Here is a 24,859-nt window from a genome sequence, read left to right as displayed (position 1 = left end):
TCTCCGCAGGCCGGTCACCAACCGACACTGAGATACTGCGTCTCCTGGAACTCCTTGAGCCCCTCGTGGGCACCTTCGCGGCCCAGGCCGCTCTGCTTGACGCCGCCGAACGGCGCGGAGGGGTCGGACACCAGGCCACGGTTGACGCCGACCATGCCGGCGTCGAGGCTCTCGGCGATCCGGATGGCCCGCTGGAGGTCGCGCGAGAAGACGTACGCCGCGAGCCCGTACTCGCTCGCGTTGGTCATCTCGAGCAGTTCCTGCTCGGTGCCCCACACGACGATCGGCGCCACCGGGCCGAAGATCTCGTCGGCCACGATCGAGGCGCCGGGAGCCACGTCATCGAGGATGACCGGCGGGACGAAGTAGCCCGCGGCGTCGGGCCGCTCGCCGCGGAAGCGCACCGTGGCGCCCTCGGCGACGGCCTGCTCGACGGCCGCCTCGACACGGTCGGCCGCGCGGCGGGTGATCATCGGGCCCAGGTCGGCGCCCGTCTCCGCCGGACCGACGCGCAGCCTCGCGGTGCGCGCGGTGAGCTCCTCGAGGAACTGCTCGGCGACCGACTCGTGCACGTAGAACCGGTTGGCGGCGGTGCAGGCCTGACCGGCGTTGCGGAACTTGGCGATGATCGCGCCGTCGGCCGCGGCGGCGAGGTCGGCGTCGTCCGCGACGACGAACGGCGCATTGCCACCGAGCTCCATGCTCGCGTTGACGACGCGGTCGGCGGCCTGGCGCAGCAGCACCCGGCCGACGCCGGTCGAGCCGGTGAAGGAGATCTTGCGGACCCGCTCGTCGGACAGCCAGGTGCTCACGACACCCGCGGCGTCGAGGGTCGGGACCAGGTTGACCGCACCGGCCGGCACGCCGGCCTCGTGCAGCAGGTCGCTCACGGCGAGCGCGGTCAGCGGCGTCTCGGCGGCCGGCTTGAGCACCGTGGTGCAGCCCGCGGCGAGGGCCGGGGCGAGCTTCCGGGTCGCCATGGCGGCCGGGAAGTTCCACGGGGTCACGAGCGCGGCCACGCCCACGGGCTTGTGGGTGACGAGGTTGCGGACGCCGCCGGCCGGCGCCTCGGCGTACGCGCTGTCGTGGCGGACGGCCTCCTCGCTGAACCAGCGGAAGAACTCGGCCGCGTAGACGACCTCACCGGCCGCGTCGGCGCGCGACTTGCCGTTCTCGGCGCTGATCAGCTCGACCAGCCGGTCCTTGTCGTCGAGCATCGCCTCGTACGCGCGGCGGAGCACGTCCGAGCGCTGCCGGGGCGAGGTGCTGCTCCACTCCGGGAACGCCGCCGCGGCCGCGTCGACCGCGGCGGTCGCGTCGCCGACGCCGCCGTTGGCGACGGTCGCGATCGCGGCGGTGGTCGCCGGGTCGTCGACCTCGAAGGTGCCGTCGGCGCCGGCGCGGCGCTCGCCGCCGATGACGAGGGCGTGGGCGGGGTCGAGCTTGTCGATCTGCTGGGCACGGTCGGTCACGGGTAGAGCCCTCTCTGGCGGTGCGCCTCCGCGACCCGGTGGACCGCGAGGCAGGTGGCGGCGGTGCGCAGCGTCGTACGACGCCGCTCCGCCTCGGTCAGGACGTGGTGCCAGGCGGCGGTCATCCGGTCGGCGAGGCGGGCCTCGACCTCGGTCTCGCTCCACCAGTAGGCCTGGTTGGCCTGCACCCACTCGAAGTAGGAGACGAGCACGCCTCCGGCGTTCGCGAGGATGTCGGGCACCACCAGGACGCCGTTGTCCCGGAGCAGCTCGTCGGCGTCGGCCGTCGTGGGACCGTTGGCTCCCTCGACGACGACGCGTGCGGACACGTTGCCGGCATTGCCGGCGTGCAGGACGCCCTCGACGGCCGCCGGCACGAGCAGGTCGACGTCGAGCTCGAGCAGGTCGTCGCCCGGGATCGGCTCGGAGCCGGGGAACCCCACGACCGTGCCGTGCTCGTCGACGTGCGCCTCGAGGGCGGGCAGGTCCAGGCCGCCGGCAGCGCACACCGCGCCGTACTGGTCGCTCGCCGCGAGCACCCGCAGCCCGGCGTCGTGGAGGAACCGCGCCGCGCCGCGGCCCACCTTGCCGAAGCCCTGCACCGCCGCGGTCGCGCGCCCCGGCTCGATGCCGAGGTGGGCCAGGGCCTGGAGCGCCACGTGGACCACGCCGCGCGAGGTGGCGCTGGCGCGGCCCAGCGAGCCGCCGAGGCTGATCGGCTTGCCGGTGACGACGCCGAGGACCGTGTGGCCGTGGCTGACGGAGAACGTGTCCATCATCCAGGCCATGGTCTGCTCGTCCGTGCCGATGTCGGGCGCCGGTATGTCGCGCTGCGGGCCGAGGATCGGGGCGATCTCGGACGTGTACCGGCGGGTGACCCGCTCGAGCTCGGCCGTCGAGAACTGCCGCGGGTCGATGTTGACCCCACCCTTGGCGCCGCCGTACGGCACGTCGAGCAGCGCGCACTTCCACGTCATCCACATCGCCAGCGCCCGGACCTCGTTGAGGTCGACGTGCGGGCTGAACCGCAGGCCGCCCTTGGCCGGGCCGCGGGACAGGTTGTGCTGCACCCGGTGGCCGGTGAACACCTGCACCGAACCGTCGTCGCGGCGCAGCGGGACGCTGACGGTCATCTCGCGCCGCGGCGCGGCGAGCATGTGGTGGAGCCCCTCGTCGTAGCCGAGGTGCGCCACGGCCTCCGCGAGCTGCCGGTGGGCGTCGCCGAGCGGCCCGGCGACGGGTACGGCGACGGGTACGGCGACGGGTACGCCGACGGGTTCGTCGACCGCTCCGGGCGGCGCCGGCGGCGCCGGCGGCGCGATCGTCATCGGGCCACCGCAGCGAGGCCGGACTCGACCTCGTCCAGGCCCTCGTTCAGCAACTCGTCGGAGATGGTGAGCGGCGGCAGGAAGCGGATCACGTTGCCGTAGGTGCCGCAGGTCAGCACGATCACGCCGCGCGAGTGCGCGTATGCCGCGACGCTCTTGGCCAGATCGGCGTCGGGCTCGCTGGTCCCCGGGCGGACCAGCTCCACCGCGATCATCGCGCCGCGGCCGCGCACGTCGCCGATGCGGTCGTCGCGCCTCTGCAGGTCGCGCAGCCGGCCGAGCATGAGCTGCTGGATCTTGCCGGCGCGGCCGACCAGGTCGTCCTCAACGATCGTCTCGATGGCGCCCAGCGCGGCGGCGCAGGCGAGCGGGTTGCCGCCGTAGGTGCCGCCGAGGCCGCCGACGTGGGTGTCGTTCATGATCTCGCGACGGCCGGTGACCGCGGAGAGCGGCAGGCCGCCCGCGATGCCCTTGGCGGTGACGATGAGGTCGGGGACCACGCCTTCGTGGTTGCAGGCGAACAGGTCCCCGGTGCGCGCGAAGCCGGTCTGCACCTCGTCGGCGACGAACACGACGCCGTTGGCGCGGCACCACTCGACCAGCGCCGGCAGGAAGCCGGTGGCCGGCTCGATGAAGCCGCCCTCGCCCTGGATCGGCTCGATGACGACCGCGGCGAGGTTGTTCGCGCCGACCTGCTTCTCGATCACGTCGATCGCGCGACGGGCCGCGGCCGCGCCGTCGGCGCCGAGCTCGCCGTCGCGGTAGGGGTAGGACAGCGGCGCGCGGTAGACCTCGCCGGCGAACGGGCCGAAGCCGTGCTTGTAGGGCATGTTCTTGGCGGTCATCGCCATCGTGAGGTTCGTGCGGCCGTGGTAGGCGTGGTCGAACACGACGACCGCGTCCTTGCCGGTGTGGACGCGCGCGATCTTGACGGCGTTCTCGACGGCCTCGGCGCCGGAGTTGAACAGCGCGGTGGTCTTCTCGTGGTCGCCGGGGGTGAGCTCGTTGAGCTTCTCGGCGACGGCGACGTAGTCCTCGTACGGCGTGACCATGAAGCAGGTGTGCGTGAACCGGCCGAGCTGTTCGCGGACGGCGTCGACCACGCGCGGCGCGCTGTTGCCGACGGTCGTCACGGCGATGCCGGAGCCCAGGTCGATCAGGTGGTTGCCGTCGACGTCCACCACGATCCCGCCGGCCGCCTCCGCGGCGAAGACCGGCATGGTCGCGCCCACGCCGGTGGCGACCGCCGCCTGCTTGCGGGCGGCGAGCTCCTGGGACACCGGTCCCGGGATCGGCGTCACGAGTCGGCGTTCCTGGGCGATGGTCACGTGCTGCTCCTCGGTGTGCTGCGGCGCGCCCGTGGGTGTCCTTCGGTGCGGATGCCGGCGATGATCCTGGGGGTGTCCCCTCCATGGTCCGCCCCCGGACCTAGACTGTCCAAGACTGGTTCGGACTACATCCCATGCCGTGACGGCATAGAAGGGGCGTCATGGAGCTACGCAGCCTGCGCGCGTTCGTCGCCGTCGCCGACCGGGGCACCGTCAGTGCCGCGGCCGCCGGCCTGCACGTCGCCCAGCCCGCGTTGTCACGGACGCTGCAGCAGCTCGAGTCGGAGCTCGGCGTACCCCTCTTCGACCGGGCCCGCGGCCGGCTGTCGCTCTCGGCCGCCGGACGGCAGCTGTTGCCGCTGGCCCGCCGCTGCCTCGACGAAGCGGCCGAGCTGCGGTCCGCGGCCGGCTACATCGCCGCGGGGCGGCTCCGCGACATCACGATCGCCGCGTCGGCCACCACGCTGGCCGACGTCATCTCGCCGTTCGTCGCCACCCTCCGCGCGGACGACCCGACGCCGCACCTCCGCACGACCGAGGGACAGGACGCGGCCCGCGCCGTCGAGGGCGGGGCCGACCTCGTCGTCACCGCGGCCTCCGGGGTCGGCGCGCTCGACAGCGCGCGGGTCGGCTCGTTCCCGGTGTGGGCGTACGTGCCGGCGACCCATCCGTGGGCCGCGCGGGCGACCGTGACCCTCGAGGATCTCGGCACCACCACCGTGATCGTGCCACCCCGCGGCTTCCTGGCTCGCGCCGCCATCGACTCCGCCGGCGCGGCCGGCGCCGCGCTCGCCTGGAGCACCCGGGTCGAGGCCAGCGACGGGACGGTCGCACAGGCACTGGCCGCCGCCGGTCGCGGCGTCGCCCTGGTCTCCGACGACCCCCGCTTCGACCTGCGGCAGCTCCCGGTCGTCGACGCCGACGGTGCGTCCCTACGCTTCGACCTGCATGCGGTCTGGGACCGCCGCCACCTCGCCGCCGCCACGCTCCGCGACATGGCCGAGCGGATCGCAGCCTTCACGGCCGAGCGCTACGGCTGAGCCGAGTCGGCGTCCGGGCCGGTCAGCGGAACATCACGCCGCCGCAGGAGGCACAGCCGTACTCCTCGGTGGCGTGACCGTCCTCCAGCCACACCTCGCTCAGGTGCCAGTCGTGCTCGTGCACGGCCGGCGCGGCCATCAGATGTCCGAGCGGGACTCGCGCACCGACTGGCTGCCGTCGGCGTGCGTGGTGGTGGTGCGGACGCGCGACCCGTTGCCGCGGCTGTTGAGCGTCACCGCGGTCAGGACGAGCGCGAGCAAGCCGACCGCGGCCAGGATCCAGCCGATCATGGTCAGGTCCACACCGCTGATCGCGTCCTGGACGGCGAGCGCCAGGATCAGCCCGAGGGCAAGCAGGAACACACCTACGCCGTAACCCATGTCGATCTCCTCTTGTCAGGTCCCCCGACCGTTGACAAGGAGGTGACCGATCGGGCCGACCGGCAAACCAGCGGCCTGCTCCACGACCTACTCCACGACCTCGAACCGGATCCCCGCGGCCTGGAGCCGCGTGAGCAGGTTGTCGCCCATCGCCTGCGCCGTCGTGACCTGCCCGGCGGTCTCCGGGTTGTCGTCGAGGGCGAGGCACAGGGCCGACTCGGCGAGCATCTTGGCGGTCTCGTCGTAGCCGGGGTCGCCGCCGCTGACCCGGGTGTGCACGGACCGGCCGTCCCCCTCGGCGACGAAGTCGACGGTGAACCACGACGCCGACCGGCGCTGCTCGTCCGGGCCCTCGCCCTGCGGGACCTTGCCCAGCAGGAAGTTCCGCAGCGGCGGCACCTGGGCCGCGCCGAAGACGGCGGCCACGGCGACCACGCCGCCGGCGGCGTACCGCAGCGTCTTGGTGCCGGCGTAGTGGGAGTAGAAGAAGTCCGGGCCGTACGCCGGCAGCGCGGCCGCACTGCGCGCGACGACGAACGGGTCGATCGTCGGCATCGGCAGCAACCAGTAGCCGAGGACCGGGTCGCGGCGCGGCTTGCCCTGCACCGCCCGCGCCCTGCGGCCCTCCGGCCGCGGCTCGGCGCGGCGACGCTCCTGCAGGGCCGTGCGCATCTGCCGGGCCCGCGAGAACTGGCCGAGCGCCGAGTGGAAGGTGCCACCGGAGAACATCGCGCCGGAGCGCACGACCCCGCGCAGCCGCACCGGACCGGTCGCGGCCAGCTGCTGCACGGCGTGCAGGGCGCCAAGGTCGTGCGGCACCGAGTCGAAGCCGCACGCGTGCACGATCCGGGCGCCGGTCCGCTCGGCGGTGGCGTGGTGGGCGAGGTAGACCCGGTCGACGAACTCGGGCTCGCCGGTGAGGTCGACGTAGTCGGTCCCGGCCTCCGCGCACGCGGCGACCAGCGGCTCGCCGTGGGCGAGGTAGGGGCCGACCGTGGTGATCACGACCCGGGTCGCGTCGGCGACGTCGGCCAGCGAGACCGGGTCGGTCGAGTCCGCGTGCAGCAGGGGCACGTCGACGCCCAGCCGGTCGCGCACGGCCTCGAGCTTCTCCCGATTGCGGCCCGCCAGTGCCCACCGCAGCCCGCTCGGCGCGTGCCGGGCGAGGTACTCGGCGGTCAGGCCCCCGGTGAACCCGGTGGCGCCGAACAGGACGACGTCGTACTCGCGAGACATGCGGACCACTCTGGCAGGTCGGCCGCGCGACGTAGGCTCGGGGCATGTGCCGCAACATCCGACCGCTCAACAACTTCGAGCCGCCGGCGACGTCGGAGGAGGTCGCCTCGGCCGCCCTCCAGTACGTCCGCAAGGTGAGCGGCACGACGAAGCCGAGCCAGGCGAACCAGGCGGTGTTCGACCAGGCGGTGCGCGACATCGCCCACATCACCCAGCACCTCCTCGAGGACCTCGTGACCACCGCGCCGCCGAAGGACCGCGAGGTCGAGGCGGCCAAGGCACGGGCCCGCGCGGAGCTCCGGTACGCCCGGTGACCGCCCGGTGACAACTGCATGAACCACGCGCTCGACCTCCTGCGCGACCGTCCCCTGGTGGTGCTCACCGGGGCCGGCCTGTCGACCGACTCCGGCATCCCGGACTACCGCGGCCCGGGCTCCCCCGCGCGCACGCCGATGACCTACCAGGAGTTCGTCTCCGGGCCGGTCGCCCAGCAGCGGTACTGGGCGCGCAGCCACCTCGGCTGGGGCCGGATGGGTCGCGCCGAGCCGAACGCCGGCCACCGGGCGCTCGCCGCGCTCGCGCCCGACCTGCTCATCACCCAGAACGTCGACGGCCTGCACGAGCGGGCCGGCACGCCGCGGCTGGTGGCGCTGCACGGGCGGGTCGCGGACGTGGTCTGCCTCGGCTGCCGGGCCACCTCGCCGCGGGCCGCGCTCCAGGAGCGGCTGGAGGCGCTCAACCCCGGCTTCGCGGAGCGGTACGCCGACGTCGCGGTCCGCCCCGACGGCGACGTCGACCTCGAGGAGACCGGCGGGTTCGTCGTACCGGGGTGCGATGGCTGCGGCGGCGTCCTCAAGCCGGACGTGGTGTTCTTCGGCGAGAACGTCCCGGCCCCGCGGGTGGAGCGCTGCTACGCGGCGGTCGACGCGCTCGCGGACTCCGGCGGGGCGCTGCTGGTGGCCGGGTCGAGCCTGACGGTGATGTCGGGCCTCCGGTTCGTCCGGCGGGCCGCGAAGGCCGGCGTGCCGGTGGCGATCGTCAACCGGGGCGCGACCCGGGGCGACGAGCTCGCGACCTGCACGGTCGACGTCGGGTGCAGCGAGTTCCTCGTGGAGCTCGCCGGGTCCTGCACACCGGTCAGGTGACGGCGAGACCAGGAGCGAACCGGGCAGCGGCCTGACGCCGCAGGCCGTGCAGGAGGTCGATGATCTCCTGGAGCGGGAGGTCGTGCCTGGCCGGGTCGAGGCCGGCCGCGCGCTCCTGGGCGAGGTCGGCGGGGATGCGGCCGCCGACCTCGATCGTGTAGATCGTGTCGTCGAGCTCGAACGCGATGTCCGTCACGCGCGCGACGTGGTGCTCACCGTCCTCGGCGACCAGGATCACGGCTTCCCCGTGGTCGAGCCCACGGGCGAGGTCGGTCTGCGAGTGCGCGACGACCACGAGCCGGTCGTCCGTGCCACGCGCGAGCTCGCGCGGCGCGATGATCTCCATCAAATCCCCCTTGCTCGGCGCCACCCCTGCGCCGCGGTCCCCCCGGACCGACAGTGCAAGTTATCCGTCCGGGACAACTCCCCGCAGGGAGCGACGGAAATTCGCCCTTTTCGGGGACCCTCGTCCAGACCGGTCCTAGAGTCGTCGCACGAAGATGTGGTCGGCCGCCTCCGGCACGATCTCGGCGCTCTCGCCGCCGGAGCCGATGAGCACACCCTCCGCGGTCGCGACCACGGTGACGGTCTTGTCGGGCAGCGCGCCGACGCGGCGCATCGCGCTCATCAGGACCTCGTCCTTCTGCATCTCCTCGGAGATGCGGCGGACCAGCACCCGGCCCTCCTGCGGGTCGGCGGCCTGAGACAGCGGCTCGACGCCGTCCATGAAGTCCTCGCCGACCTGCACCTCACCGAGCTCGTCGAGGCCGGGGATCGGGTTGCCGTAGGGCGACTCGGTCGGGTGGTCGAGCAGCTCGAGCAGGCGGCGCTCGACCGTCTCCGACATCACGTGCTCCCACCGGCACGCCTCCTCGTGGACGAGCTCCCACTCGAGGCCGATGACGTCGGTGAGCAGCCGCTCGGCGAGCCGGTGCTTGCGCATCACCCGGGTCGCGAGCCGCAGCCCCTCGTCGGTCAGCTGGAGGTGCCGGTCGCCCTCGACGGTGAGCAGGCCGTCGCGCTCCATCCGCGCCACAGTCTGCGACACGGTCGGCCCGCTCTGGTGCAGCCGCTCGGCGATCCGGGCGCGCAACGGGACGATGCCCTCCTCGACCAGCTCGTAGATGGTCCGGAGGTACATCTCGGTGGTGTCGATCAGGTCGCTCACCCGCCCATTCTGTCCCATCCACCGATCGGCTGGCAGGCTGGTCGGGATGCCATCCGTGATGTGGTTCCGCCGCGACCTGCGTCTCCGGGACAACCCCGCCCTGGCCGCCGCGGCCGCCGACGGAGCCGTGCTGCCGCTGTTCGTGCTCGATCCCACGCTGTGGAAGCCGGCCGGGGCCGGCCGCCGCGGCTACCTCGCCGCCTCCCTCCGGTCGCTCTCCGACGACGTCGGCGGGCTCGCCGTCGTCGAGGGCGACCCGGTACGCCGGGTGGTGGAGGCCGCGCGTGAGGTCGGCGCCGACCGCGTGCACGTCGCGGCCGACTTCGGGCCGTACGGCCGCCGCCGCGACACCGCGGTCGAGGAGGCGCTGGCCGAGCACGGGGTCGAGCTGGCCCGGACCGGCTCGCCCTACGCGGTGGCACCGGGCCGCGTGACGACCCGGGCGGGCGGGCCCTACCAGGTGTTCACGCCGTACCACCGCGCGTGGGCCGACCACGGATGGCGGGCTCCGGTCGAGGCGCCGGACGTCGAGTGGCTGCGGCTCGACCGAGACGACGGCCTCCCCGAGCCCGGCCACCCCGACGACCTGGAACTGCCCCCCGCCGGCGAGGACGCGGCGCTCGAGCAGTGGGCGGCGTTCCTCGACCGGGTCGCGGACTACGACGACGAGCGCAACCGCCCCGACCTCGACACCACCTCGCGGATGTCGGTGCACCTGCGCTGGGGTGAGCTGCACCCGCGCACGCTGCTGGCCGACCTGGCCCGGCTGCGCGGCGACGGGGCGGCGACGTACCGCAAGGAGCTGGCCTGGCGCGAGTTCTTCGCCGACGTGCTGGCCGCGCGGCCCGAGACCGCCCGGGAGTACCTCCACCCCCAGTACGCCGGCATGCGCTACGACCGGCCCGGCCGGGCGTTCGTCGCCTGGCAGGAGGGGCGCACCGGCTTCCCGTTCGTGGACGCGGGCATGCGGCAGCTGCGCGCGACCGGCTGGATGCACAACCGGGTCCGGATGGTCGTCGCGAGCTTCCTCGTCAAGGACCTGCACGTCGAGTGGCAGCACGGCGCGCGGCACTTCATGGACCGGCTCGTGGACGGCGACCTGGCGTCGAACCAGCAGAACTGGCAGTGGGCGGCCGGGAGTGGCGTCGACGCGGCGCCGTACTTCCGGGTGTTCAACCCGACGTCGCAGGGGCGCAAGTTCGACCCGCGCGGCGGGTACGTGCGGCGATGGGTGCCCGAGCTCGCCGACGTGGCCGACCCGCACGACCCCGGCCCGGAGGACCGCGACCGGGTCGGCTACCCCGCGCCGCTCGTCGACCACGCCGCCGAGCGCCGCGAGGCGCTCGACCGGTGGGAGGAGATCCGCTGACGTCGGGGGCGGCCCGGACGGGGTGGACCTGACCGCGCCCGGCGTGCGAGCGTCGGATCCGTGCCTGTGCCCGAACTCATCGTCCCGAGCCGCTTCTGCGGCCCGGCCTCGAGCGGCAACGGCGGCTGGACCGCCGGCGCGCTGGCCGCGCTCGTCGAGGCCGAGGAGCCGTGGCCGTCGATCGCGGTGTCGCTGCGCAAGCCCCCGCCCCTGGACACGCCGATGACGGTCACCCGGCGCGACGGCGTGACCCAGGCCGTGCACGGCGAGCACGTCGTCGCCCAGGCGGAGGTCGTCGACGCCGACCTGGTCGTCGTGGATCCCGTCGACGCCGAGCGGGCGCGGGCCGCCGAGGCGGCGTACTCCGGCCACGGCTTCCACCCCTTCCCGACCTGCTTCTCCTGCGGCACCGGGCGGGCCGAGGGCGACGGCCTGCGGATCTTCGCGGGGCAGGTCGAGCCCGACAGCGAGGGCAGCTCGCGGACGGCGGCGACGTGGACCCCGGACGCGTCCGTCGCGGGCGCCGAGGGCCGCGCGACGCTGCCGGTGACCTGGGCGGCGCTCGACTGCGTCGGCGGCTGGGCCGGCGACCTCGAGGAGCGGATGATGGTGCTGGGTCGGATGACCGCGCGCGTCGACGCGCTGCCGGTGCTCGGCGAGGAGCACGTGGTGGTCGGCCTCGACCGGGGCAGCGAGGGCCGCAAGACCTGGACCGCGGCCACGCTCTACGACAGCGACGGCCGGGTGGTCGCGCGCGCCGAGCACACGTGGGTGGCGGTGAACCCCGCCGACTTCGCGTGACCCATCGGATTCCCTAGAATGGAGAGCATGGGTTTGAACGATCAAAAGACCGTCGCGCGCCAGGAGTGGTGGCGCCACGCGGTGACCTACCAGATCTACCCGCGCAGCTTCGCCGACGCGAACGGCGACGGCGTGGGCGACATGGCCGGCATCACCTCGCGCCTGCCCTACCTGCGTGACCTCGGCGTCGACGCGATCTGGATCTCGCCGTTCTACACCTCGCCGCAGAAGGACCACGGCTACGACGTCGCGGACTACTGCGACGTCGACCCGCTCTTCGGGACCCTCGCGGACGCCGACGCGATGATCGAGCGCGCCCACGAGCTCAACCTGAAGGTGATCGTGGACCTGGTGCCCAACCACACCTCGAGCGAGCACGTCTGGTTCCAGCAGGCGCTGGCCGCCGGGCCGGGCAGCCCCGAGCGCGAGCGCTACATCTTCCGGGACGCCAAGCCCGACGGCTCGCTGCCCAACAACTGGAGGTCGGTCTTCGGCGGCGCCGCCTGGACGCAGGTCGAGGACGGCCAGTACTACCTGCACCTGTTCGACAGCAGCCAGCCCGACCTGAACTGGCGCAACCCCGAGGTCGGCGACATGTTCGTCGAGGTGCTCCGCTTCTGGCTCGACCGCGGCGCGGACGGCTTCCGCGTCGACGTCGCGCACGGCCTCTTCAAGGAGGAGAGCCTGCGCGACCACACCAACGCCGACCCGACCGAGCCCACCGCGGACGTCCCCATGGTCGAGCGCTCCCTGCGCGACGAGCCGATGTGGGACCAGCCCGAGGTGCACGACGTCTACCGCCGCTGGCACGACGTGCTGGCCAAGTACGACGGCGACCGGATGTTCGTCGCCGAGGCCTGGACCCAGACGCCCGAGTCGATGGCCCGCTACATCCGCGAGGACGAGTTCAGCCAGGCCTTCAACTTCGCCTGGCTGCTCGCGAAGTGGTCGGCCGAGGACTTCACCGAGGTCATCACCCGCACGATGGAGTCCGTCGGCCTGGTCGGCGGCTCCCCCACGTGGGTGCTGAGCAACCACGACGTGGTCCGTCACGTGACGCGGTACGGCGGCGGCGAGGTCGGCCTGGCCCGGGCCCGCGCCGCGACCATGTCGATGCTCGCGCTCCCCGGCTCGGCCTACCTCTACCAGGGCGAGGAGCTCGGCCTGCCCGAGGTCGAGGTGGCGCCGGAGCACCGGTCGGACCCGCTCTTCGTCCGCACCGGCGAGGGCGGCCGCGACGGCTGCCGGGTCCCGATCCCGTGGAGCGGCACCACGGCACCGTACGGATTCGGCCCGGGGACCGGGCAGCCGTGGATCCCCCAGCCCGAGGACTGGGCGCCGCTCACCGTCGAGGCCGAGACCGGCGACGACGCCTCGACGCTCGAGTTCTATCGGGCGGCGCTCGCCGTCCGGCGTACCTTCGCGACCACCGCGGGCGACGACGTGGAGATCCTCGACCTCGGCCCCGACCTGGTCGCCTTCCGCCGCGGCCCGGTCACCGCCGTCGTCAACTGCGGGACCGCCCCCGTCGCACTGCCCGCCGGCGACGTGCTGATGGCCAGCGGCCCCGTGTCCGCCGAGCTCCCTCCGAACACGGCGGTGTGGCTGGGCTAGTCGCGAGCGAGCGACGCGACGATGGCTCGGTAGGTCGCGTCCTCGTCGCCCTCGATGCTCGGGATCGCCGCCGCGTGCGGCCGCCGCGCGAGGTGCGTCACGAGCCGCGCGTGGTAGTCGGCCAGATGGGCGTCGGCACCTTCGCGCTCGACGATGGCTCGCACCTGGGCGTGCCACGGGTCGGGCGCGGATCCGGCCCCGCGCCGATGGAACCGCCTGACCGCCGCGCCCGCACCGTCCAAACAGCGCCCCGCCCGCACGGTCCAAACAGCGCAATTGCGCCACACGGACACCCCAGGCGCCCCTCAACCACCGGGACAGGGCGCGGAGCGGTCAGCCCCGGGCGTCCAGCGCCGCGTTGTAGCGGGCGAGCAGGTCGACCATGCCGGAGAGGTCGTCGTCGGACCAGTCGCGGAGGCGGTCGTCCAGCCAGGCGCGGCGCTCGTCGTTGACGGCGGCCATCCGGGCGATGGCGTCGGAGGTGGCCGAGATCAGGGTCGCGCGACCGTCGTCCGGGTCCGGAGCACGGTCGACGAGGGCGAGGTCCACGAGGTGCTGGATCTGGCGGCTGATCGCGCCCTTGTCGATGCCGAACGCCTCGGCCATCGCCGACGCCCGCTGGGCGCCGTGCTGGCCGAGCCAGGTGAGCATCAGGTACGACGAGGTCTGTAGCTCGGGATGCACGGCACGGGCGCGCTCGCCGATGACCCGGCGGATCCGGCGGATCATCACGCCGACCTGCTGCTCGAGTCCGCCGAGCAGCTCGGCGCGGGCGACGGAGGTGGTCACGCTGGTGCCTTCCACATGGCCCAGCATCTCAGTTGACGGCTGGTCAGCGGATGCCATGTCAGCGCTCGGCCTTCGCGACAGCGGGGCGCGGCTCGGCCACCTCGGGCGCCGCGGGCTCGGCGGTCTCGAGGTTGGAGGTGCGCAGCGGCACCTCCTTGATCAGCAGCACGCAGACGAGCGCGACCAGGGCGAGCGGCGCGGCCACGAGGAAGATGTGGCCGAACGACGTGCCGAAGGCGTGCTCCCAGATCGACTGCTCCCAGCCGGGCAGCGACGACACGTCCGGCACCGCGTGGCTGCCGGCGTCGAACGACGGCGGCTGCTGTGCGGCGGCGTACTCCTCGGCGACCTGCGCGGCCACCTGGTGGCTGAGGATCGCACCGAGCACGGAGACGCCGATCGAGCCGCCCATCGAGCGGAAGAACGCAACGACGGAGCTCGCGGCACCCATGTCCGACATCGCGACGTTGTTCTGGACCGAGAGCACGAGGTTCTGCATGGTGGCACCGAGGCCCACGCCGAGGATCGCCATGAACGCGCCGATCACGACCAGGCTGGTGGTCTCGTCGATGGTGCCGAGCAGGCCGAGGCCGATCACCACGAACACCATGCCGCCGACCAGCCAGTGCTTCCACCGGCCGGTGTCGGTGATGACCCGACCGCTGACGACGCTGGAGACGAACAGGCCCCCGACCATCGCGATCGACATCAGGCCGGCCTCGGTCGGCGTCATGCCGCGGGAAGTCTGGAAGTACTGGCTCAGGTAGACCGTCGAGCCGAACATCGCGACACCGATGAGCACCGAGGCGACGGTGGCGAGGGTGGTCGTGCGGTCCTTGAAGAGACGCAGCGGGATGACCGGCTCCGCGGCGACCGCGGCCTCGACCCACACGGCCGCGCCGAGCAGCAGCGCACCCACGACCACGAGCACGCCGCTGATGCCGGAGACCCAGTCGAAGCTGTTGCCCGCCAGGCTGACCCACACCAGGAGGACGGAGACGCCGGCGACGAGCAGGGTCGCACCGAGGTAGTCGATCTGCACCGGGCGCTTCACGACCGGGAGGTGCAGGGTCTTCTGAAGGAGGACGAAGGCGAGCACGGCGAACGGCAGGCCGATGAAGAAGCAGCCGCGCCAGCCCAGCGTGGAGTCGACGACCACGCCGCCGATGAGCGGTCCGCTGACGGTGGCCAGGGCGAAGACCGCACCGAGGTAGCCGGCGTACCGGCCGCGCTCGCGCGGGGAGATCATCGTGGCGATGACGACCTGCACGAGCGCGGTGAGGCCGCCGACGCCGAGGCCCTGGACGACGCGGGCGCCGATCAACACCTCCATCGAGGGCGCGAACGCCGCGATCACCGAGCCGGCGATGTAGATCAGCAGCGCCAGCTGGACGAGCAGCTTCTTGCTGAACAGGTCGGAGAGCTTGCCCCAGATCGGCGTGGTCGCCGTCATCGCGAGCATGGTCGCGACCACGACCCACGTGTAGCCGGTCTGGCTGCCGTGCAGGTCGCTCACGATCGCCGGGAGGGCGTTGGTGACGACGGTGCTGGACAGCATCGCGACGAACATCGCCAGCAGGAGGCCGCTGAGGGCCTCCAGGATCTGCCGGTGGGTCATCTCGGTGGGTTCGGACGCTGAGGCCACGGGAGCTGCTCGATTCACGGGGTCATAAGGTTGCTGAGGTCAACTGTATTCCCGATCGTTGACGCCGGCAACGATGCCGGCCCGTGCTCTCAGTCGGTGCGGGGGCCGGACCCGCTGTCGGGATCCGTGCCCAGCTCCTTGGCCAGACTGGCCACGACGTCCTCGCTCGGCGACGCGGCGCGCTGGTTCTCCTCCTGGAGCTGCTCGAGCAGCTCGGCGCGGTGGACCTTGAGCGACCGCGGCGCGTCGATGCCGACCCGCACGACATCACCTCGGACCTCGAGGATCGTGATCGTGACGTCATCGCCGAGGACGACGCTCTCCCCCGGGCGACGACTCAGAACCAGCATGTGCCCACGCTACCGGGCGTGGGTGTGGGGCCGGGCCTCACGCGATGAGCGGCGCGGCGAGCGGCAGCCCGGGCTCGTCCAGGACGATCTGGCCGGCCCGACGCGTGGCCGGGTTCACCAGCACCGGCGCCGCGAGGTTGGCGGTCGTCGAGGCGAGCGAGGTGCCGGCCTTCAGCACCACGAGGAGCAGCACGTCCTCGGGCGACCCGATCTCGAGGTCGGCGACCACGTCCTCCGCGACCTCGGGGGCGTAGTCGGGGAAGAACCGCGTCGGCGGCACCACGAGGAAGCGCAGCTCGGGGTCGTCGAGCGACGTCAGGCTGCACAGGTCGCCGGCCTCGTCCAGGCGGACCAGCGCGAAGCGGCGCTGCTCCGGGAAGCCCGGCATCGGCCGGACCATCTCGATCACGGGGACGTCGGCCTCGTCGGCCGCCCTCGGGGACATCGTCGGAGTCATCAGCGGATCACCTCAGGAAGTCGAGCAGGCTCGGCTGCATGACACGGGCAGTGGCCGCCAGCGCGGCCTGGTAGGCGACCTCCTGGAGCTGGAGGTCGACGGTGGCCTTGACGATGTCGGTGTTCTCGAGCTCCGACAGCGACGACGTCAGCCGCAGGCCGGCGTCGAGCGCCGCGGTGCGCGCCTGCTCCACGCGCTTGGTGCGCGCGCCGATGTCGGCCTGGACGTTGACGATCCGCTTGCTGTCGGCGTCCAGGTCCCCGAGCGAGGCCGAGATGTCGTCGGTCACACCGGATCGCAGGGCCGCGGCCAGCTCCGTCAGGTGGTCGAAGAGGGAACTGCCGTCGCTGCCGAACACGGTGGGCCCCTCGACGTCTACTCGCACCTGCGCGCCGTCCGCGACGGTCCGCACCACGCCGGCGCTGGTGCCGGTGATGGGCGCGCCGACGTGCGTGACGACACCGGTGCCCGGGTCGGTGACGTAGGCCTTGCTTCCGGGCGCGATCCCCGCGAAGACCGGTCGGTCGATGTACGTCGCGTTGGCGGTCGACCCCAGGCCGGCCCTGATCTGCTCCACCTCGAGCGCCAGAGCCTCGCGAGCGTCGGGTCCCAGTGCACCGGTGTTCGCGCCCTGGAGCGCGATGTCACGGGCGCGCCGCACCTGGTCGGTCACGCTGCGCAGCGTCGAGTCGATCTGGTTCAGCCAGCCCAGAGCGTCGTCGGCGTTGCGGACGAACTGCTGCTGGGCAGCGATCGATGCGCGCGTCCGCATCGCCGACGTCGCGGCCGTCGGGTCGTCGGAGGGGCGGTTGAGGATGCGCCCGGTCGACAGCTGCTCCTGCACCTGGGCCAGCCGGTTGAGCCCGGTCTGCATGCCGGTGATCGCCTGGCGGCTCATCATGGCCTGCGTCATGCGCACGGTGCTCATCGCGTCACCCCGGTCCGGTTGATCAGGGTGTCGAGGACCGAGTCGACCGTGGTCATCACCCGGGCGGCGGCCTCGTAGGCCCGCTGCGCCGACAGCATGTTGACGGTCTCCTCGTCCAGGCTCACCCCCGTGAGCTGCTCGCGGGCCGAGTCGACCTGGGCCGTCAGCGCCTGCTGGTTGCGGGCCAGCGCCTGGGCCGAGGCCACCTGGCTGCCGAAGCCGTTGACCAGTCGCTGGTAGTCGTCGTCGACGTCGACCGCGGCGGCCAGGGCGGCACCGTTGTTGCCGTCCAGGTTCCCGACGCCGGGCGAACTCGGGGCGGCGAGCGACAGCGCGAGCTCAGCGGGGTCGCCGATGGCGACCTTCAGCGACCCCAGGATGCCCGCGGGCTGGAGGGTGCCGTCGTACTGGAAGAGCTCTCCGCCCTGGGCGCCGGTGGCGTCCCATCCGGACTGGTGTGCGGTGTTCACGTGGTCGGCGAGGTCCATGGCGACGCCGGCGAGGTCCGCCAGGTAGCGCGGGATCACGGTCGTGATCAGCTCGAGCGTCGCCCCCAGGCCGCCACCCAGGTCTCCGGCGATGTCGGCGGTCGCGGACCCGTCCGCAGGAGCCAGCGTGAGGGTGACCGGACTGGCGGCTGCCGCGAGCTCGCCGGCCCGGGCGCCCTCGACCAGCGCCTTGTCCCCCAACACGGCCCGCATGCTCCCGTCGGGCTGGATGGTCGCGGTGGCGCCGGTGAGCTCGGCGAGCCGGAGCGCGAGGGCGTCGCGCTCGTCCTGCAGGGTGCTGGCGTCGTTCCCGCCGCTGCGCGCGGTCGCGATCGTTCGGTTGGTGGCGGCCAACTGGGCGGCCACCGCGTTCGCCTCGGTCACGGTCGCATCCAGATGCGACCGCTGGTCGACGGCCTCGTCGGACAGGTGGGCGGCCTGGAGCCGGATCGCGTCGACCAACGTCTCGGCCGCGGTCAGCACCTGGCTGCGGGCCGCGTGGCTACCGGGAGCGTTGCCGGCGTCCGCGAGGGTCTTGCGGAGGTCCGCCAGCGCCGCCGCGACCCCGGAGTCGCCGGGCTCGGCGAGTCCGGTCTCGATCCGGCGCAACGAGTCGGCCTTCACGTCGAGGTAGGTCTGCCGTCCGTGTTCGCGCCGCACCCGGAAGTCGAGCAAGGCATCGGTCATCCGGTCGATGCCGGACGGCTGGACACCGCCGGCGGGGGGCGCCGGTCGTGACCAGAGGGCCGGGGTGATCGAGCCGCCGATGGTCTCGGCGACGACGCGGCGACGGACGTAGCCGTCCGTCCCGACATTCGCGACGTTGTTGCTCGCGACGTCGAGCGCGACCTGCTGGTAGCGCAGCGCGGTCAGCGCGGAGTTGAGGGACCCGAACGAGGACATGACTTACAGGCTCCTGTCGACCACGACCGCGCCGCGGCCACCGTCGGTCACCGCGGCGCCGGCCGCGGTGTACATCTGGTTGCCGTTTGCGACCCCGAGCAGGGTCTCGTGCGCGGCTCGCAGGCCGTTCGCGATCAGCACTCGGTTGGTCGTCGCGACCCGCTCGATGTCCTCGCTGATCGTGGCGAAGGCCTCGCGGTGGTCAGCGAGGATCGAGCGCCAGGGCTCCTCGGCGGCCGCGATCAGCGCGGACAGGCTGGGGTTCGCCTCGAGTCCCGCCGCCAGGGCGGCCTCGTCGGCGGCCACGGCGCGCAGCAGCTCCATCTCCCGCAGCCGGTCGACCGCGTCCTCGACCTCCCGCGCGGCGTTCGCGAGCCAGCGGGTCTGGCCGGCGGCCATCACCAGCTGCTCCACCTCGAGGCGGTACTGGAGGGTCTCGAGCAGTTCGCGTTCCCGCCACAACACCTGGGAGAGCTTCTCCACGCGTTCCCAACTCCTCTTGCTCGGTCGTCCGGTACGTTCTGTCGTCCCTCCGCGCAGGACCCATCGGGAGCCGGACCGCCGACCTGAGGAAGTCGCGGAAATCGCGACACGGCCGATTCGTGGATTGGACTTGTATCGGAGCCCGAAGGGGCCGACTTGAGACCCGACCAGACAGATATTCATCACCCTGGGACAGTGGCCCATTTTCCGGAACTTGGGCGTCCTGAAGGTGCACTATTCCGGGTGTGACCCCCCACCCCGACGTCCCGCCCAACTCGGAGGCGCTGATCGAGGAGAACATGGCTCTCGTCGGACACATCGTCCGCGAGACCATGGCTCGGGTGCCTGCGCACGTCGATCGTGACGACCTCACCTCGGCCGGGCTGGCAGCGCTCGTCCAGGCGGCCCAGGCCTACGACCTCGACCGCGGTGTCCCGTTCGCGCGCTACGCCGCCACGCGCATCCGCGGCGCGCTCGTCGACGAGCTGCGCAGCATCGACTGGGCGTCCCGTTCGGTGCGCCGGCGAGCTCGAGAGCTGGAGTCGACGCGGTCACGGCTGGCCGCAGCGCTGGGCCGGCCCGCCACCGACGCCGAGGTCGCCTCGGCGTCCGGACTGGCGGTCGAGGAGGTCGCGGCCAACAACGACGACGTGGCGCGCGCGCAGGTGCTCTCGCTGAACGCGTCGGAGGACACCGACCTCACCGAGCACCTGGTGAGTGCCACTCCGAGCCCCGAGGTCATGGTCGAGCTGCGCGAGCGGCTCACCTACCTGGCCGAGGCCGTTTCCGAGCTGCCCGAGCGGCTCCGCATCGTGGTCGAGCAGTATTTCCTCGCGGAGCGGCCGATGGCCGAGATCGCCGAGCAGCTCGGGGTGAGCGAGTCGCGGATCTCGCAGATCCGCGCCGAGGCGCTGGTGCTGCTGCGCGACGCGCTCAACCGGGAGCTCGACCCCGACCTCGTCCCAGCCGCCGTGCGACCCCAGGGCGCCGCCGCTCGGCGGCGCGAGGCGTACTTCGCGGCCGTCGCCGCCCGCCACGCGAGCAGCCGACGACGTCCGGGGACCGCTGCGGTCAACGCGACGGCGTGAGCTCAGCAGCCGTCGAGGCGATCGACGAGATCCGGAGTGGTCGCGGTCCCGAGTGGGACCGCAACCACTTCGCGTATCTCGACACCGGTTTTCGCGGTTTCTTCTCAGGTCGGGCTCCCGCGGACCGATCAGTCCCGGCGGATGCCCACGGACGGGCGCCATCAGCGACTCGATTCCAGGAAGGAACCCCCCTCATGAGTCTTCGCATCAACCAGAACATCGACGCCCTGAACTCGTACCGCAACCTGTCGGTCACCCAGGGCCAGATGAGCAGGTCGCTCGAGAAGCTGTCGAGCGGCTATCGCATCAACCGGGCCGCCGACGACGCCGCGGGCCTGGCCATCTCCGAGGGCCTGCGCTCGCAGGTCGGTGGCATCAAGATCGCCGTCCGCAACGCGCAGGACGGTGTCTCGGTCGTGCAGACCGCTGAAGGTGCGCTCACGGAGACCCACTCCATCCTGCAGCGCATGCGCGACCTGGCCGTGCAGTCGGCCAACGACTCGAACGACCAGACCTCGCGCGACGCCATCAACGCTGAGGCCACGGCTCTGAAGTCGGAGCTCGACCGCATCGCCGACAAGACCAGCTTCAACAACATCAAGCTGCTCGACGGCAACTTCACCGGCAAGCAGATCCAGGTCGGCTACGGCGCCAACGACACCATCCAGGTCGACGTCCAGTCCCAGGGCGCCCAGGGCGTCAAGGCGACGTGGGCGAACGGCGCGGCGAGCACCACCGCGGCGACCGCGACCCTCGAGGTCGGCGGCGTGACCGTCACCACCGGCACGCTGACCGCGAGCTCGGACGCGAACAACATCGCCACCCAGCTCAACAACGACAGCGCGTTCTCGGCCGTCTTCACCGCCTCGGTGACGGCGGCCGGCGGCCTCCAGATCAAGACCAACGACGCGTCGCTGTCGGACACGTTGATCACCATCACCGGGACCGGGCTCGCGGGCGCCAAGACCGACACCGCCAACACGGTCGGCACGGGCGGCTTCAGCTCGGCCGACCTGGGTGTCAGCGGCGTCAACCTGTCCACCCAGACCGGGGCCAACACCGCGATCAACTCGCTCGACACCGCGATCAAGGCGGTCTCGACCTCGCGTGCGAACCTCGGTGCGCTGCAGAACCGGTTCGAGCACACGATCAACAACCTGAACGTGACGCAGGAGAACCTCTCGGCCTCCGAGAGCCGGATCCGCGACACCGACATGGCCAGCGAGATGATGTCCTTCACCCGGTCGCAGATCCTGTCGCAGGCCGGCACGGCCATGCTGGCGCAGGCCAACCAGGCGCCGCAGGGCGTCCTGTCGCTCCTGCGCTGACGGCGGCGGTGGACTGGTCGAACGCCGACCCACCGACGACACGCGGTCCCCGGGAGAGCATCGCCCTGCTCTCCCGGGGACACCCGGGGCCCCCGGGCCCCGTCCGCACCGACCAGGAGGATCCCGTGCCCAGCAGTAGCATCAGCGGACTCTCGAGCGGTCTCGACACCGCGACGATCATCGACCAGCTCATGCAGCTCGAGGCGATCCCCCAGGCGCGGCTCAAGGCCCAGCAGGACACCCACAAGTCCGTGCTCGCGGCGCTCCGCGCACTCAACACCGACACCGCGCTGCTCGCGGGCAGGGCCGACGCACTGGCCAAGCCGGACACCTGGCAGACCATGAAGGCGACGAGCAGCAACAGCCTCATCACGGTGAGCGCCACCCGGGCAGCGGTCGCCACCAAGCTCAGCGTCACCGTTCTCCAGCCGGCAGTCGCCCACCAGCTGACCTACGGTCAGGCCGTAGCGCTCGACGCCACCGTGGTCACCAGCCCGGACGGGTCGTTCACGATGACCGTCGCCGGCGTGGCGCACACCCTCACCTCGGACGGCACCCTCGGGGGCGTGACGACGGCGATCAACGAGGCCGGGCTCGGGGTCACGGCCGCGCCCGTCAAGACCGGCGAGGGCGTCTACCGGCTCCAGATCACCGCCGACCGGGCGGGCTCCGACTCGGTGTTCGAGATCAGCGGCCTCGACACGGCGGTGCTCGGCGGCGTCACGGAGCGCACCGGTGTCGGCGGCCAGATCGACGTCGGCGGCATCGTCGCGACGTCAACGACCAACGTGTTCGCCGACATCGTGCCGGGCCTCACCATCACGCTCGCCGACGGCGTGGTCGGGGGCGCCGAGCCCACCAAGGCCACGGTGACCGTCGCCCAGGACACGTCCGGTGTCAAGGCGGCGGTGAGCGCCCTGGTCGAGCAGCTCAACGCGCTGCTGACGAAGATCGACACTCAGACCGCCAGCAGGACCGCCACGACCTCGGCCGGCGTCCTGGCCGGGGACTCCACCGCCCGTGGGCTGCGCAACGAGCTGCTCAACACCGTCTTCGGCGACGGCACCACGTCGATGGCGTCCCTGGGCATCCAGACCGACCGCTACGGCAAGCTCGTGTTCGACGCCGCGAAGTTCGACGAGGCCTACGCCGCCGACCCCGCCGGCACCGCGGCGAAGTTCACCACGGCCACGGCGCCCGCGCCCGACGGGTGGGCAGCTCGCGTCGCCCGGGTGGCGAAGGCCGCGAGTGACTCCATCGACGGCACCATCGCGTCGGCCATCGCCGGCCGCACCACCACGCTCGACCGGCTCACCAAGAGCATCGAGGACTGGGACAACCGGCTCGACCTACGCCGCACCGCCCTCGAGCGCACCTACACGGCGCTCGAGACCGCGCTGAACAGCCTCCAGAACCAGGCCAGCTGGCTGGCGGGCCAGATCGCCTCGCTCCCGACCTACTCGTCGTGACCACGGAGGGAACACCGATGACCACCATGCAGAACCCCCGCGAGGCCTACCTGGCCGCCTCGGTCTCGACCGCCAGCCCCGCCCAGCTGCTGGTGATGCTCTGCGAGCGCCTCAACCTCGACCTGCGGCGCGCGACCGACGCGCTGCGGCGGGGTGAGCCGGGCGCGGCGCACGAGCCGCTGCTGCACGCGCAGGAGATCGTGATGGAGCTGCGGAGCAGCCTGAAGGTCGACGCGTGGGAGGGCGGTCCTGGGCTCGCCGCGCTGTACGACTTCCTGTACGGCGAGCTGGTGAAGGCGAACGTGGCGAAGAACCTGCCGGCGGCCGAGTTCTGCCTCGGCATGGCCGGGGAGCTGTGCGACACCTGGCGCGAGGCGGCGCTGGAGCAGGCGGCGACGCGAGCTCGCGTCTCGCAGAGTGCTTGAGGACACGAGTGCTTGAGAACACGAGCGACCGGCATTACTCGCGCTGGGCGGCGGCACTGGACCGGCTCGAGCTCGACGTGAGTCTCGCCGAGCGCAGGCTCACCGACTCCGACGCGCCCGACCCCGAGCCGTGGTCGGAGCCGGACCTGCGGGGACCGATCCCCGAGGACCTGCGCCCGCGGGCCCGCGCCGTCCTCGCCCGCCAGCAGGAGGTGCGTGAACAGGTCGCGGCTGCGGCGTCGTCGGTGCGCCGCCAGCTGGACTTCACCGCGCGGGTGGACCGCGCCGTGACCCCGCCGGCCCGTCCGGTGTACCTCGACGTCGACGCCTGACCGACCGCTCGGCCGGGCCCGGGGCCAGCAGACCGGGGACGCCGGGCGCTCGGAGGCCGCCCGGCGTTTCCCCCCGCTCGAGGACAAATCTCGAAAAGTCCTCAAGCCCGGTGCACAGATGCCGAAGTACCTCCTGAGCACGGACCGCTCTCCCCCCGCCGACGGATCGGCATCATTGCCCACGCTTGACTCGGAGGCTTGGCGTGCCCATGGCCGGATTCCGCCTTGGTGGCCCGGACGCGGTCGATGCAGTCCTGCATGCCGCGCTCGACGGCATCGCGACGCGACAGCGCGTGATCGCCGACAACATCGCCAACGTCGACACCCCTGGGTTCCGTGCGACCTCGGTCGACTTCGAGACCAGCCTGCGCTCGGCGATCGCCTCCGGCGACCCCACCGCGCTCGAGACCACGACGACGCCGACCGACACCCCGGTGGGACCCAACGGCAACAACGTCGACCTACGCAAGGAGACGCTCGCAGCGGTGCAGTCGCAGTTCCAGTACCAGATCATGACCCGCGCGGTCAGTGACCGCGCCGAGCTGCTGCGTGCCGCGACCGGGAGCGCGTGATGGGTGCCTTCGACACGCTCCGCATCGCGGGGTCTTCCCTCGGCGTGCACCAGACCTGGCTCGACACGCTTGCCAGCAACATCGCCAACGTCAACACGGTGACCGGCACCGACCAGGACGCCTTCCAGGCCCAGATGCTCGTCGTGCGCTCCGCACCGGGTGGCGGCGTCGAGGTGGCCGGCATCGCCCAGAGCGACCCCGAGGGCCGCCTCGTGCACGACCCCGACCACCCGCTCGCGGACGAGGACGGGTACGTGCGCGCCCCCGAGCTCGACCTGGCCAGCCAGATGACCCAGCTGATCATGGCGCAGCGCGGCTTCCAGGCCGCGGTCCAGGTGACCAAGGACGCCCAGGACACCTACAGCAGCGCGCTCCAGATCGGGCGGCGCTGATGAGCGTCCCCGGCATCGAGGGCCTCGGCTTCACGCCGTACGTCGCCCCGACCGTCAACGTCCCCTCCCCCGCGTCGACCCAGGGCACCACTGCCTCCGGCCAGGCCTTCGGCGACATGGTGCTCGACGGCCTCGACCGCCTCGAGGCGGTGCAGGACAAGGCCGACCAGCTCTCCGTGCAGGCGGCCACCGGCACCCTCGACGACATCCACGACTACACGATCGCGGCGACCGAGGCCTCGGTGACGACCCAGTTGACCGTCGCGGTGCGCAACCGCGCGCTCGAGGCGTTCACCGAGATCATGCGGATGCCGATCGGGTGACGGGC

29 protein-coding genes are annotated in these 24,859 nt (G+C 72.5%); 14 read left to right on the top strand and 15 right to left on the bottom strand.

What is annotated here, in order from left to right; translation table 11 throughout:
* Positions 1-14: 14 nt before the first annotated feature.
* From ACYQ0U_RS17780 to gabT, 3 genes are read right to left on the bottom strand one after another with little or no spacing between them, the layout of a single operon-like run.
* Complete coding sequence (locus ACYQ0U_RS17780; protein ID WP_459975217.1) at positions 15-1,472, bottom strand: NAD-dependent succinate-semialdehyde dehydrogenase; 1,458 nt, start codon at positions 1,470-1,472, stop codon at positions 15-17.
* Positions 1,469-2,800: a Glu/Leu/Phe/Val family dehydrogenase gene (locus ACYQ0U_RS17775; RefSeq protein ID WP_459975216.1), complete on the bottom strand. Its 1,332-nt coding sequence runs from the start codon at positions 2,798-2,800 to the stop codon at positions 1,469-1,471. Before ACYQ0U_RS17775 ends, ACYQ0U_RS17780 begins: the two co-directional genes overlap by 4 nt.
* Positions 2,797-4,128, bottom strand: coding sequence for a 4-aminobutyrate--2-oxoglutarate transaminase (gene gabT, locus ACYQ0U_RS17770; RefSeq protein WP_459975215.1), 1,332 nt, complete (start codon positions 4,126-4,128; stop codon positions 2,797-2,799). The genes ACYQ0U_RS17775 and gabT overlap by 4 nt, the downstream gene beginning before the upstream one ends.
* A gap of 161 nt (positions 4,129-4,289) precedes the next feature.
* Between gabT and ACYQ0U_RS17765 the strand changes: the two genes are divergently transcribed.
* Entirely contained in the window at positions 4,290-5,168 is an 879-nt protein-coding gene (locus ACYQ0U_RS17765; protein WP_459975214.1) for a LysR family transcriptional regulator, read from the top strand.
* A 138-nt stretch (positions 5,169-5,306) separates the two neighbouring features.
* Here ACYQ0U_RS17765 and ACYQ0U_RS17760 read toward each other — a convergent pair whose 3' ends face one another.
* Both ACYQ0U_RS17760 and ACYQ0U_RS17755 read right to left on the bottom strand, forming a co-directional pair.
* Positions 5,307-5,549: a DUF6458 family protein gene (locus ACYQ0U_RS17760; RefSeq protein WP_459975213.1), complete on the bottom strand. Its 243-nt coding sequence runs from the start codon at positions 5,547-5,549 to the stop codon at positions 5,307-5,309.
* Positions 5,550-5,636: 87 nt separating this feature from the next.
* Positions 5,637-6,785, bottom strand: coding sequence for a saccharopine dehydrogenase family protein (locus tag ACYQ0U_RS17755; RefSeq protein WP_459975212.1), 1,149 nt, complete (start codon positions 6,783-6,785; stop codon positions 5,637-5,639).
* A 44-nt stretch (positions 6,786-6,829) separates the two neighbouring features.
* Between ACYQ0U_RS17755 and ACYQ0U_RS17750 the strand changes: the two genes are divergently transcribed.
* Complete coding sequence (locus ACYQ0U_RS17750; RefSeq protein ID WP_459975211.1) at positions 6,830-7,099, top strand: DUF2277 domain-containing protein; 270 nt, start codon at positions 6,830-6,832, stop codon at positions 7,097-7,099.
* 18 nt (positions 7,100-7,117) lie between these two features.
* The gene (locus ACYQ0U_RS17745; protein WP_459975210.1) at positions 7,118-7,930 is read left to right on the top strand and encodes a Sir2 family NAD-dependent protein deacetylase; all 813 of its coding nucleotides are present in this window, start codon (positions 7,118-7,120) and stop codon (positions 7,928-7,930) included.
* On the opposite strand, the gene ACYQ0U_RS17740 is transcribed toward ACYQ0U_RS17745, so the two are convergent.
* Together ACYQ0U_RS17740 and ACYQ0U_RS17735 are read right to left on the bottom strand one after the other, a co-directional pair.
* The gene (locus ACYQ0U_RS17740; protein ID WP_459975209.1) at positions 7,923-8,276 is read right to left on the bottom strand and encodes a hypothetical protein; all 354 of its coding nucleotides are present in this window, start codon (positions 8,274-8,276) and stop codon (positions 7,923-7,925) included. The two genes, ACYQ0U_RS17745 and ACYQ0U_RS17740, sit on opposite strands and share 8 nt — an antisense overlap.
* A 135-nt stretch (positions 8,277-8,411) precedes the next feature.
* On the bottom strand, positions 8,412-9,098 hold the full coding sequence (locus tag ACYQ0U_RS17735) for an iron-dependent transcriptional repressor DtxR (protein ID WP_459975208.1): 687 nt from the start codon (positions 9,096-9,098) through the stop codon (positions 8,412-8,414).
* A gap of 46 nt (positions 9,099-9,144) precedes the next feature.
* On the opposite strand from ACYQ0U_RS17735, the gene ACYQ0U_RS17730 reads away from it, so the two are divergent.
* The 3 genes from ACYQ0U_RS17730 to ACYQ0U_RS17720 are packed head-to-tail and all read left to right on the top strand — an operon-like array spanning position 9,145 to position 12,882.
* Positions 9,145-10,467: a cryptochrome/photolyase family protein gene (locus tag ACYQ0U_RS17730; RefSeq protein WP_459975207.1), complete on the top strand. Its 1,323-nt coding sequence runs from the start codon at positions 9,145-9,147 to the stop codon at positions 10,465-10,467.
* A 60-nt stretch (positions 10,468-10,527) separates the two neighbouring features.
* A complete protein-coding gene (locus tag ACYQ0U_RS17725) occupies positions 10,528-11,268 on the top strand; it encodes a hotdog family protein (RefSeq protein WP_459975206.1) in 741 nt (246 codons plus the stop codon).
* 27 nt (positions 11,269-11,295) lie between these two features.
* Positions 11,296-12,882: a glycoside hydrolase family 13 protein gene (locus ACYQ0U_RS17720; RefSeq protein WP_459975205.1), complete on the top strand. Its 1,587-nt coding sequence runs from the start codon at positions 11,296-11,298 to the stop codon at positions 12,880-12,882.
* Here the strand turns inward: ACYQ0U_RS17720 and ACYQ0U_RS17715 are convergent.
* From ACYQ0U_RS17715 to ACYQ0U_RS17680, 8 genes are all read right to left on the bottom strand, one after another.
* On the bottom strand, positions 12,879-13,046 hold the full coding sequence (locus ACYQ0U_RS17715) for a hypothetical protein (protein WP_459975204.1): 168 nt from the start codon (positions 13,044-13,046) through the stop codon (positions 12,879-12,881). The genes ACYQ0U_RS17720 and ACYQ0U_RS17715 overlap by 4 nt on opposite strands.
* A gap of 169 nt (positions 13,047-13,215) precedes the next feature.
* On the bottom strand, positions 13,216-13,671 hold the full coding sequence (locus ACYQ0U_RS17710) for a MarR family winged helix-turn-helix transcriptional regulator (protein WP_459975203.1): 456 nt from the start codon (positions 13,669-13,671) through the stop codon (positions 13,216-13,218).
* Positions 13,672-13,729: 58 nt separating this feature from the next.
* Positions 13,730-15,316, bottom strand: a complete 1,587-nt coding sequence (locus tag ACYQ0U_RS17705) for an MDR family MFS transporter (RefSeq protein ID WP_459975202.1) — start codon at positions 15,314-15,316, stop codon at positions 13,730-13,732.
* Positions 15,317-15,405: 89 nt separating this feature from the next.
* Positions 15,406-15,666 carry a carbon storage regulator CsrA gene (gene csrA, locus ACYQ0U_RS17700; RefSeq protein ID WP_459975201.1) on the bottom strand — a complete coding sequence of 87 codons (261 nt, stop codon included), beginning with the start codon at positions 15,664-15,666 and terminating at the stop codon, positions 15,406-15,408.
* Positions 15,667-15,703: 37 nt separating this feature from the next.
* The gene (fliW, locus tag ACYQ0U_RS17695; RefSeq protein ID WP_459975200.1) at positions 15,704-16,123 is read right to left on the bottom strand and encodes a flagellar assembly protein FliW; all 420 of its coding nucleotides are present in this window, start codon (positions 16,121-16,123) and stop codon (positions 15,704-15,706) included.
* Between the two features lie 7 nt (positions 16,124-16,130).
* Entirely contained in the window at positions 16,131-17,051 is a 921-nt protein-coding gene (flgL, locus tag ACYQ0U_RS17690) for a flagellar hook-associated protein FlgL (protein ID WP_459975199.1), read from the bottom strand.
* Complete coding sequence (gene flgK, locus ACYQ0U_RS17685; RefSeq protein ID WP_459975198.1) at positions 17,048-18,442, bottom strand: flagellar hook-associated protein FlgK; 1,395 nt, start codon at positions 18,440-18,442, stop codon at positions 17,048-17,050. The genes flgL and flgK overlap by 4 nt, the downstream gene beginning before the upstream one ends.
* Before the next feature lie 3 nt (positions 18,443-18,445).
* Positions 18,446-18,925: a flagellar protein FlgN gene (locus ACYQ0U_RS17680; RefSeq protein ID WP_459975197.1), complete on the bottom strand. Its 480-nt coding sequence runs from the start codon at positions 18,923-18,925 to the stop codon at positions 18,446-18,448.
* Between the two features lie 245 nt (positions 18,926-19,170).
* On the opposite strand from ACYQ0U_RS17680, the gene ACYQ0U_RS17675 reads away from it, so the two are divergent.
* The 8 genes from ACYQ0U_RS17675 to fliE all read left to right on the top strand — a co-directional run bounded on the left by ACYQ0U_RS17675 (position 19,171) and on the right by fliE (position 24,854).
* The gene (locus ACYQ0U_RS17675) at positions 19,171-20,013 is read left to right on the top strand and encodes a sigma-70 family RNA polymerase sigma factor (RefSeq protein ID WP_459975196.1); all 843 of its coding nucleotides are present in this window, start codon (positions 19,171-19,173) and stop codon (positions 20,011-20,013) included.
* 194 nt (positions 20,014-20,207) lie between these two features.
* The gene (locus ACYQ0U_RS17670) at positions 20,208-21,341 is read left to right on the top strand and encodes a flagellin N-terminal helical domain-containing protein (protein WP_459975195.1); all 1,134 of its coding nucleotides are present in this window, start codon (positions 20,208-20,210) and stop codon (positions 21,339-21,341) included.
* Between the two features lie 125 nt (positions 21,342-21,466).
* A complete protein-coding gene (fliD, locus tag ACYQ0U_RS17665; RefSeq protein ID WP_459975194.1) occupies positions 21,467-22,810 on the top strand; it encodes a flagellar filament capping protein FliD in 1,344 nt (447 codons plus the stop codon).
* A 17-nt stretch (positions 22,811-22,827) separates the two neighbouring features.
* The gene (fliS, locus tag ACYQ0U_RS17660) at positions 22,828-23,235 is read left to right on the top strand and encodes a flagellar export chaperone FliS (protein ID WP_459975193.1); all 408 of its coding nucleotides are present in this window, start codon (positions 22,828-22,830) and stop codon (positions 23,233-23,235) included.
* A gap of 8 nt (positions 23,236-23,243) precedes the next feature.
* Positions 23,244-23,567 carry a hypothetical protein gene (locus tag ACYQ0U_RS17655; RefSeq protein WP_459975192.1) on the top strand — a complete coding sequence of 108 codons (324 nt, stop codon included), beginning with the start codon at positions 23,244-23,246 and terminating at the stop codon, positions 23,565-23,567.
* A 209-nt stretch (positions 23,568-23,776) separates the two neighbouring features.
* Complete coding sequence (locus tag ACYQ0U_RS17650; protein ID WP_459975191.1) at positions 23,777-24,139, top strand: flagellar basal body rod protein FlgB; 363 nt, start codon at positions 23,777-23,779, stop codon at positions 24,137-24,139.
* Positions 24,139-24,531 (top strand): flagellar basal body rod protein FlgC, encoded by a 393-nt coding sequence (locus ACYQ0U_RS17645; protein WP_459975190.1) that lies wholly within the window; start codon positions 24,139-24,141, stop codon positions 24,529-24,531. Before ACYQ0U_RS17650 ends, ACYQ0U_RS17645 begins: the two co-directional genes overlap by 1 nt.
* A complete protein-coding gene (gene fliE / locus ACYQ0U_RS17640) occupies positions 24,531-24,854 on the top strand; it encodes a flagellar hook-basal body complex protein FliE (protein WP_459975189.1) in 324 nt (107 codons plus the stop codon). The genes ACYQ0U_RS17645 and fliE overlap by 1 nt, the downstream gene beginning before the upstream one ends.
* The last annotated feature ends 5 nt before the right edge of the window (positions 24,855-24,859 follow it).

This window comes from Nocardioides pyridinolyticus (genome assembly GCF_054653575.1).
The sequence above is the reverse complement of the archived record's forward strand: the minus strand, read 5'-3'. Positions and strand labels throughout refer to the sequence as shown.

Excerpts from the sequence above, each read along its gene's own strand:
- ACYQ0U_RS17765 (WP_459975214.1), top strand. The coding sequence starts at position 4,290 with ATGGAGCTACGCAGCCTGCGCGCGTTCGTCGCCGTCGCCGACCGGGGC.
- ACYQ0U_RS17645 (WP_459975190.1), top strand. The coding sequence starts at position 24,139 with ATGGGTGCCTTCGACACGCTCCGCATCGCGGGGTCTTCCCTCGGCGTG.
- ACYQ0U_RS17750 (WP_459975211.1), top strand. The coding sequence starts at position 6,830 with ATGTGCCGCAACATCCGACCGCTCAACAACTTCGAGCCGCCGGCGACG.
- ACYQ0U_RS17740 (WP_459975209.1), bottom strand. The coding sequence starts at position 8,276 with ATGGAGATCATCGCGCCGCGCGAGCTCGCGCGTGGCACGGACGACCGG.
- fliE (WP_459975189.1), top strand. The coding sequence starts at position 24,531 with ATGAGCGTCCCCGGCATCGAGGGCCTCGGCTTCACGCCGTACGTCGCC.
- ACYQ0U_RS17775 (WP_459975216.1), bottom strand. The coding sequence starts at position 2,800 with ATGACGATCGCGCCGCCGGCGCCGCCGGCGCCGCCCGGAGCGGTCGAC.
- ACYQ0U_RS17730 (WP_459975207.1), top strand. The coding sequence starts at position 9,145 with ATGCCATCCGTGATGTGGTTCCGCCGCGACCTGCGTCTCCGGGACAAC.
- ACYQ0U_RS17760 (WP_459975213.1), bottom strand. The coding sequence starts at position 5,549 with ATGGGTTACGGCGTAGGTGTGTTCCTGCTTGCCCTCGGGCTGATCCTG.
- ACYQ0U_RS17650 (WP_459975191.1), top strand. The coding sequence starts at position 23,777 with ATGGCCGGATTCCGCCTTGGTGGCCCGGACGCGGTCGATGCAGTCCTG.
- ACYQ0U_RS17755 (WP_459975212.1), bottom strand. The coding sequence starts at position 6,785 with ATGTCTCGCGAGTACGACGTCGTCCTGTTCGGCGCCACCGGGTTCACC.
- csrA (WP_459975201.1), bottom strand. The coding sequence starts at position 15,666 with ATGCTGGTTCTGAGTCGTCGCCCGGGGGAGAGCGTCGTCCTCGGCGAT.
- fliS (WP_459975193.1), top strand. The coding sequence starts at position 22,828 with ATGACCACCATGCAGAACCCCCGCGAGGCCTACCTGGCCGCCTCGGTC.
- ACYQ0U_RS17745 (WP_459975210.1), top strand. The coding sequence starts at position 7,118 with ATGAACCACGCGCTCGACCTCCTGCGCGACCGTCCCCTGGTGGTGCTC.
- fliW (WP_459975200.1), bottom strand. The coding sequence starts at position 16,123 with ATGACTCCGACGATGTCCCCGAGGGCGGCCGACGAGGCCGACGTCCCC.
- flgK (WP_459975198.1), bottom strand. The coding sequence starts at position 18,442 with ATGTCCTCGTTCGGGTCCCTCAACTCCGCGCTGACCGCGCTGCGCTAC.
- ACYQ0U_RS17720 (WP_459975205.1), top strand. The coding sequence starts at position 11,296 with ATGGGTTTGAACGATCAAAAGACCGTCGCGCGCCAGGAGTGGTGGCGC.
- flgL (WP_459975199.1), bottom strand. The coding sequence starts at position 17,051 with ATGAGCACCGTGCGCATGACGCAGGCCATGATGAGCCGCCAGGCGATC.
- ACYQ0U_RS17670 (WP_459975195.1), top strand. The coding sequence starts at position 20,208 with ATGAGTCTTCGCATCAACCAGAACATCGACGCCCTGAACTCGTACCGC.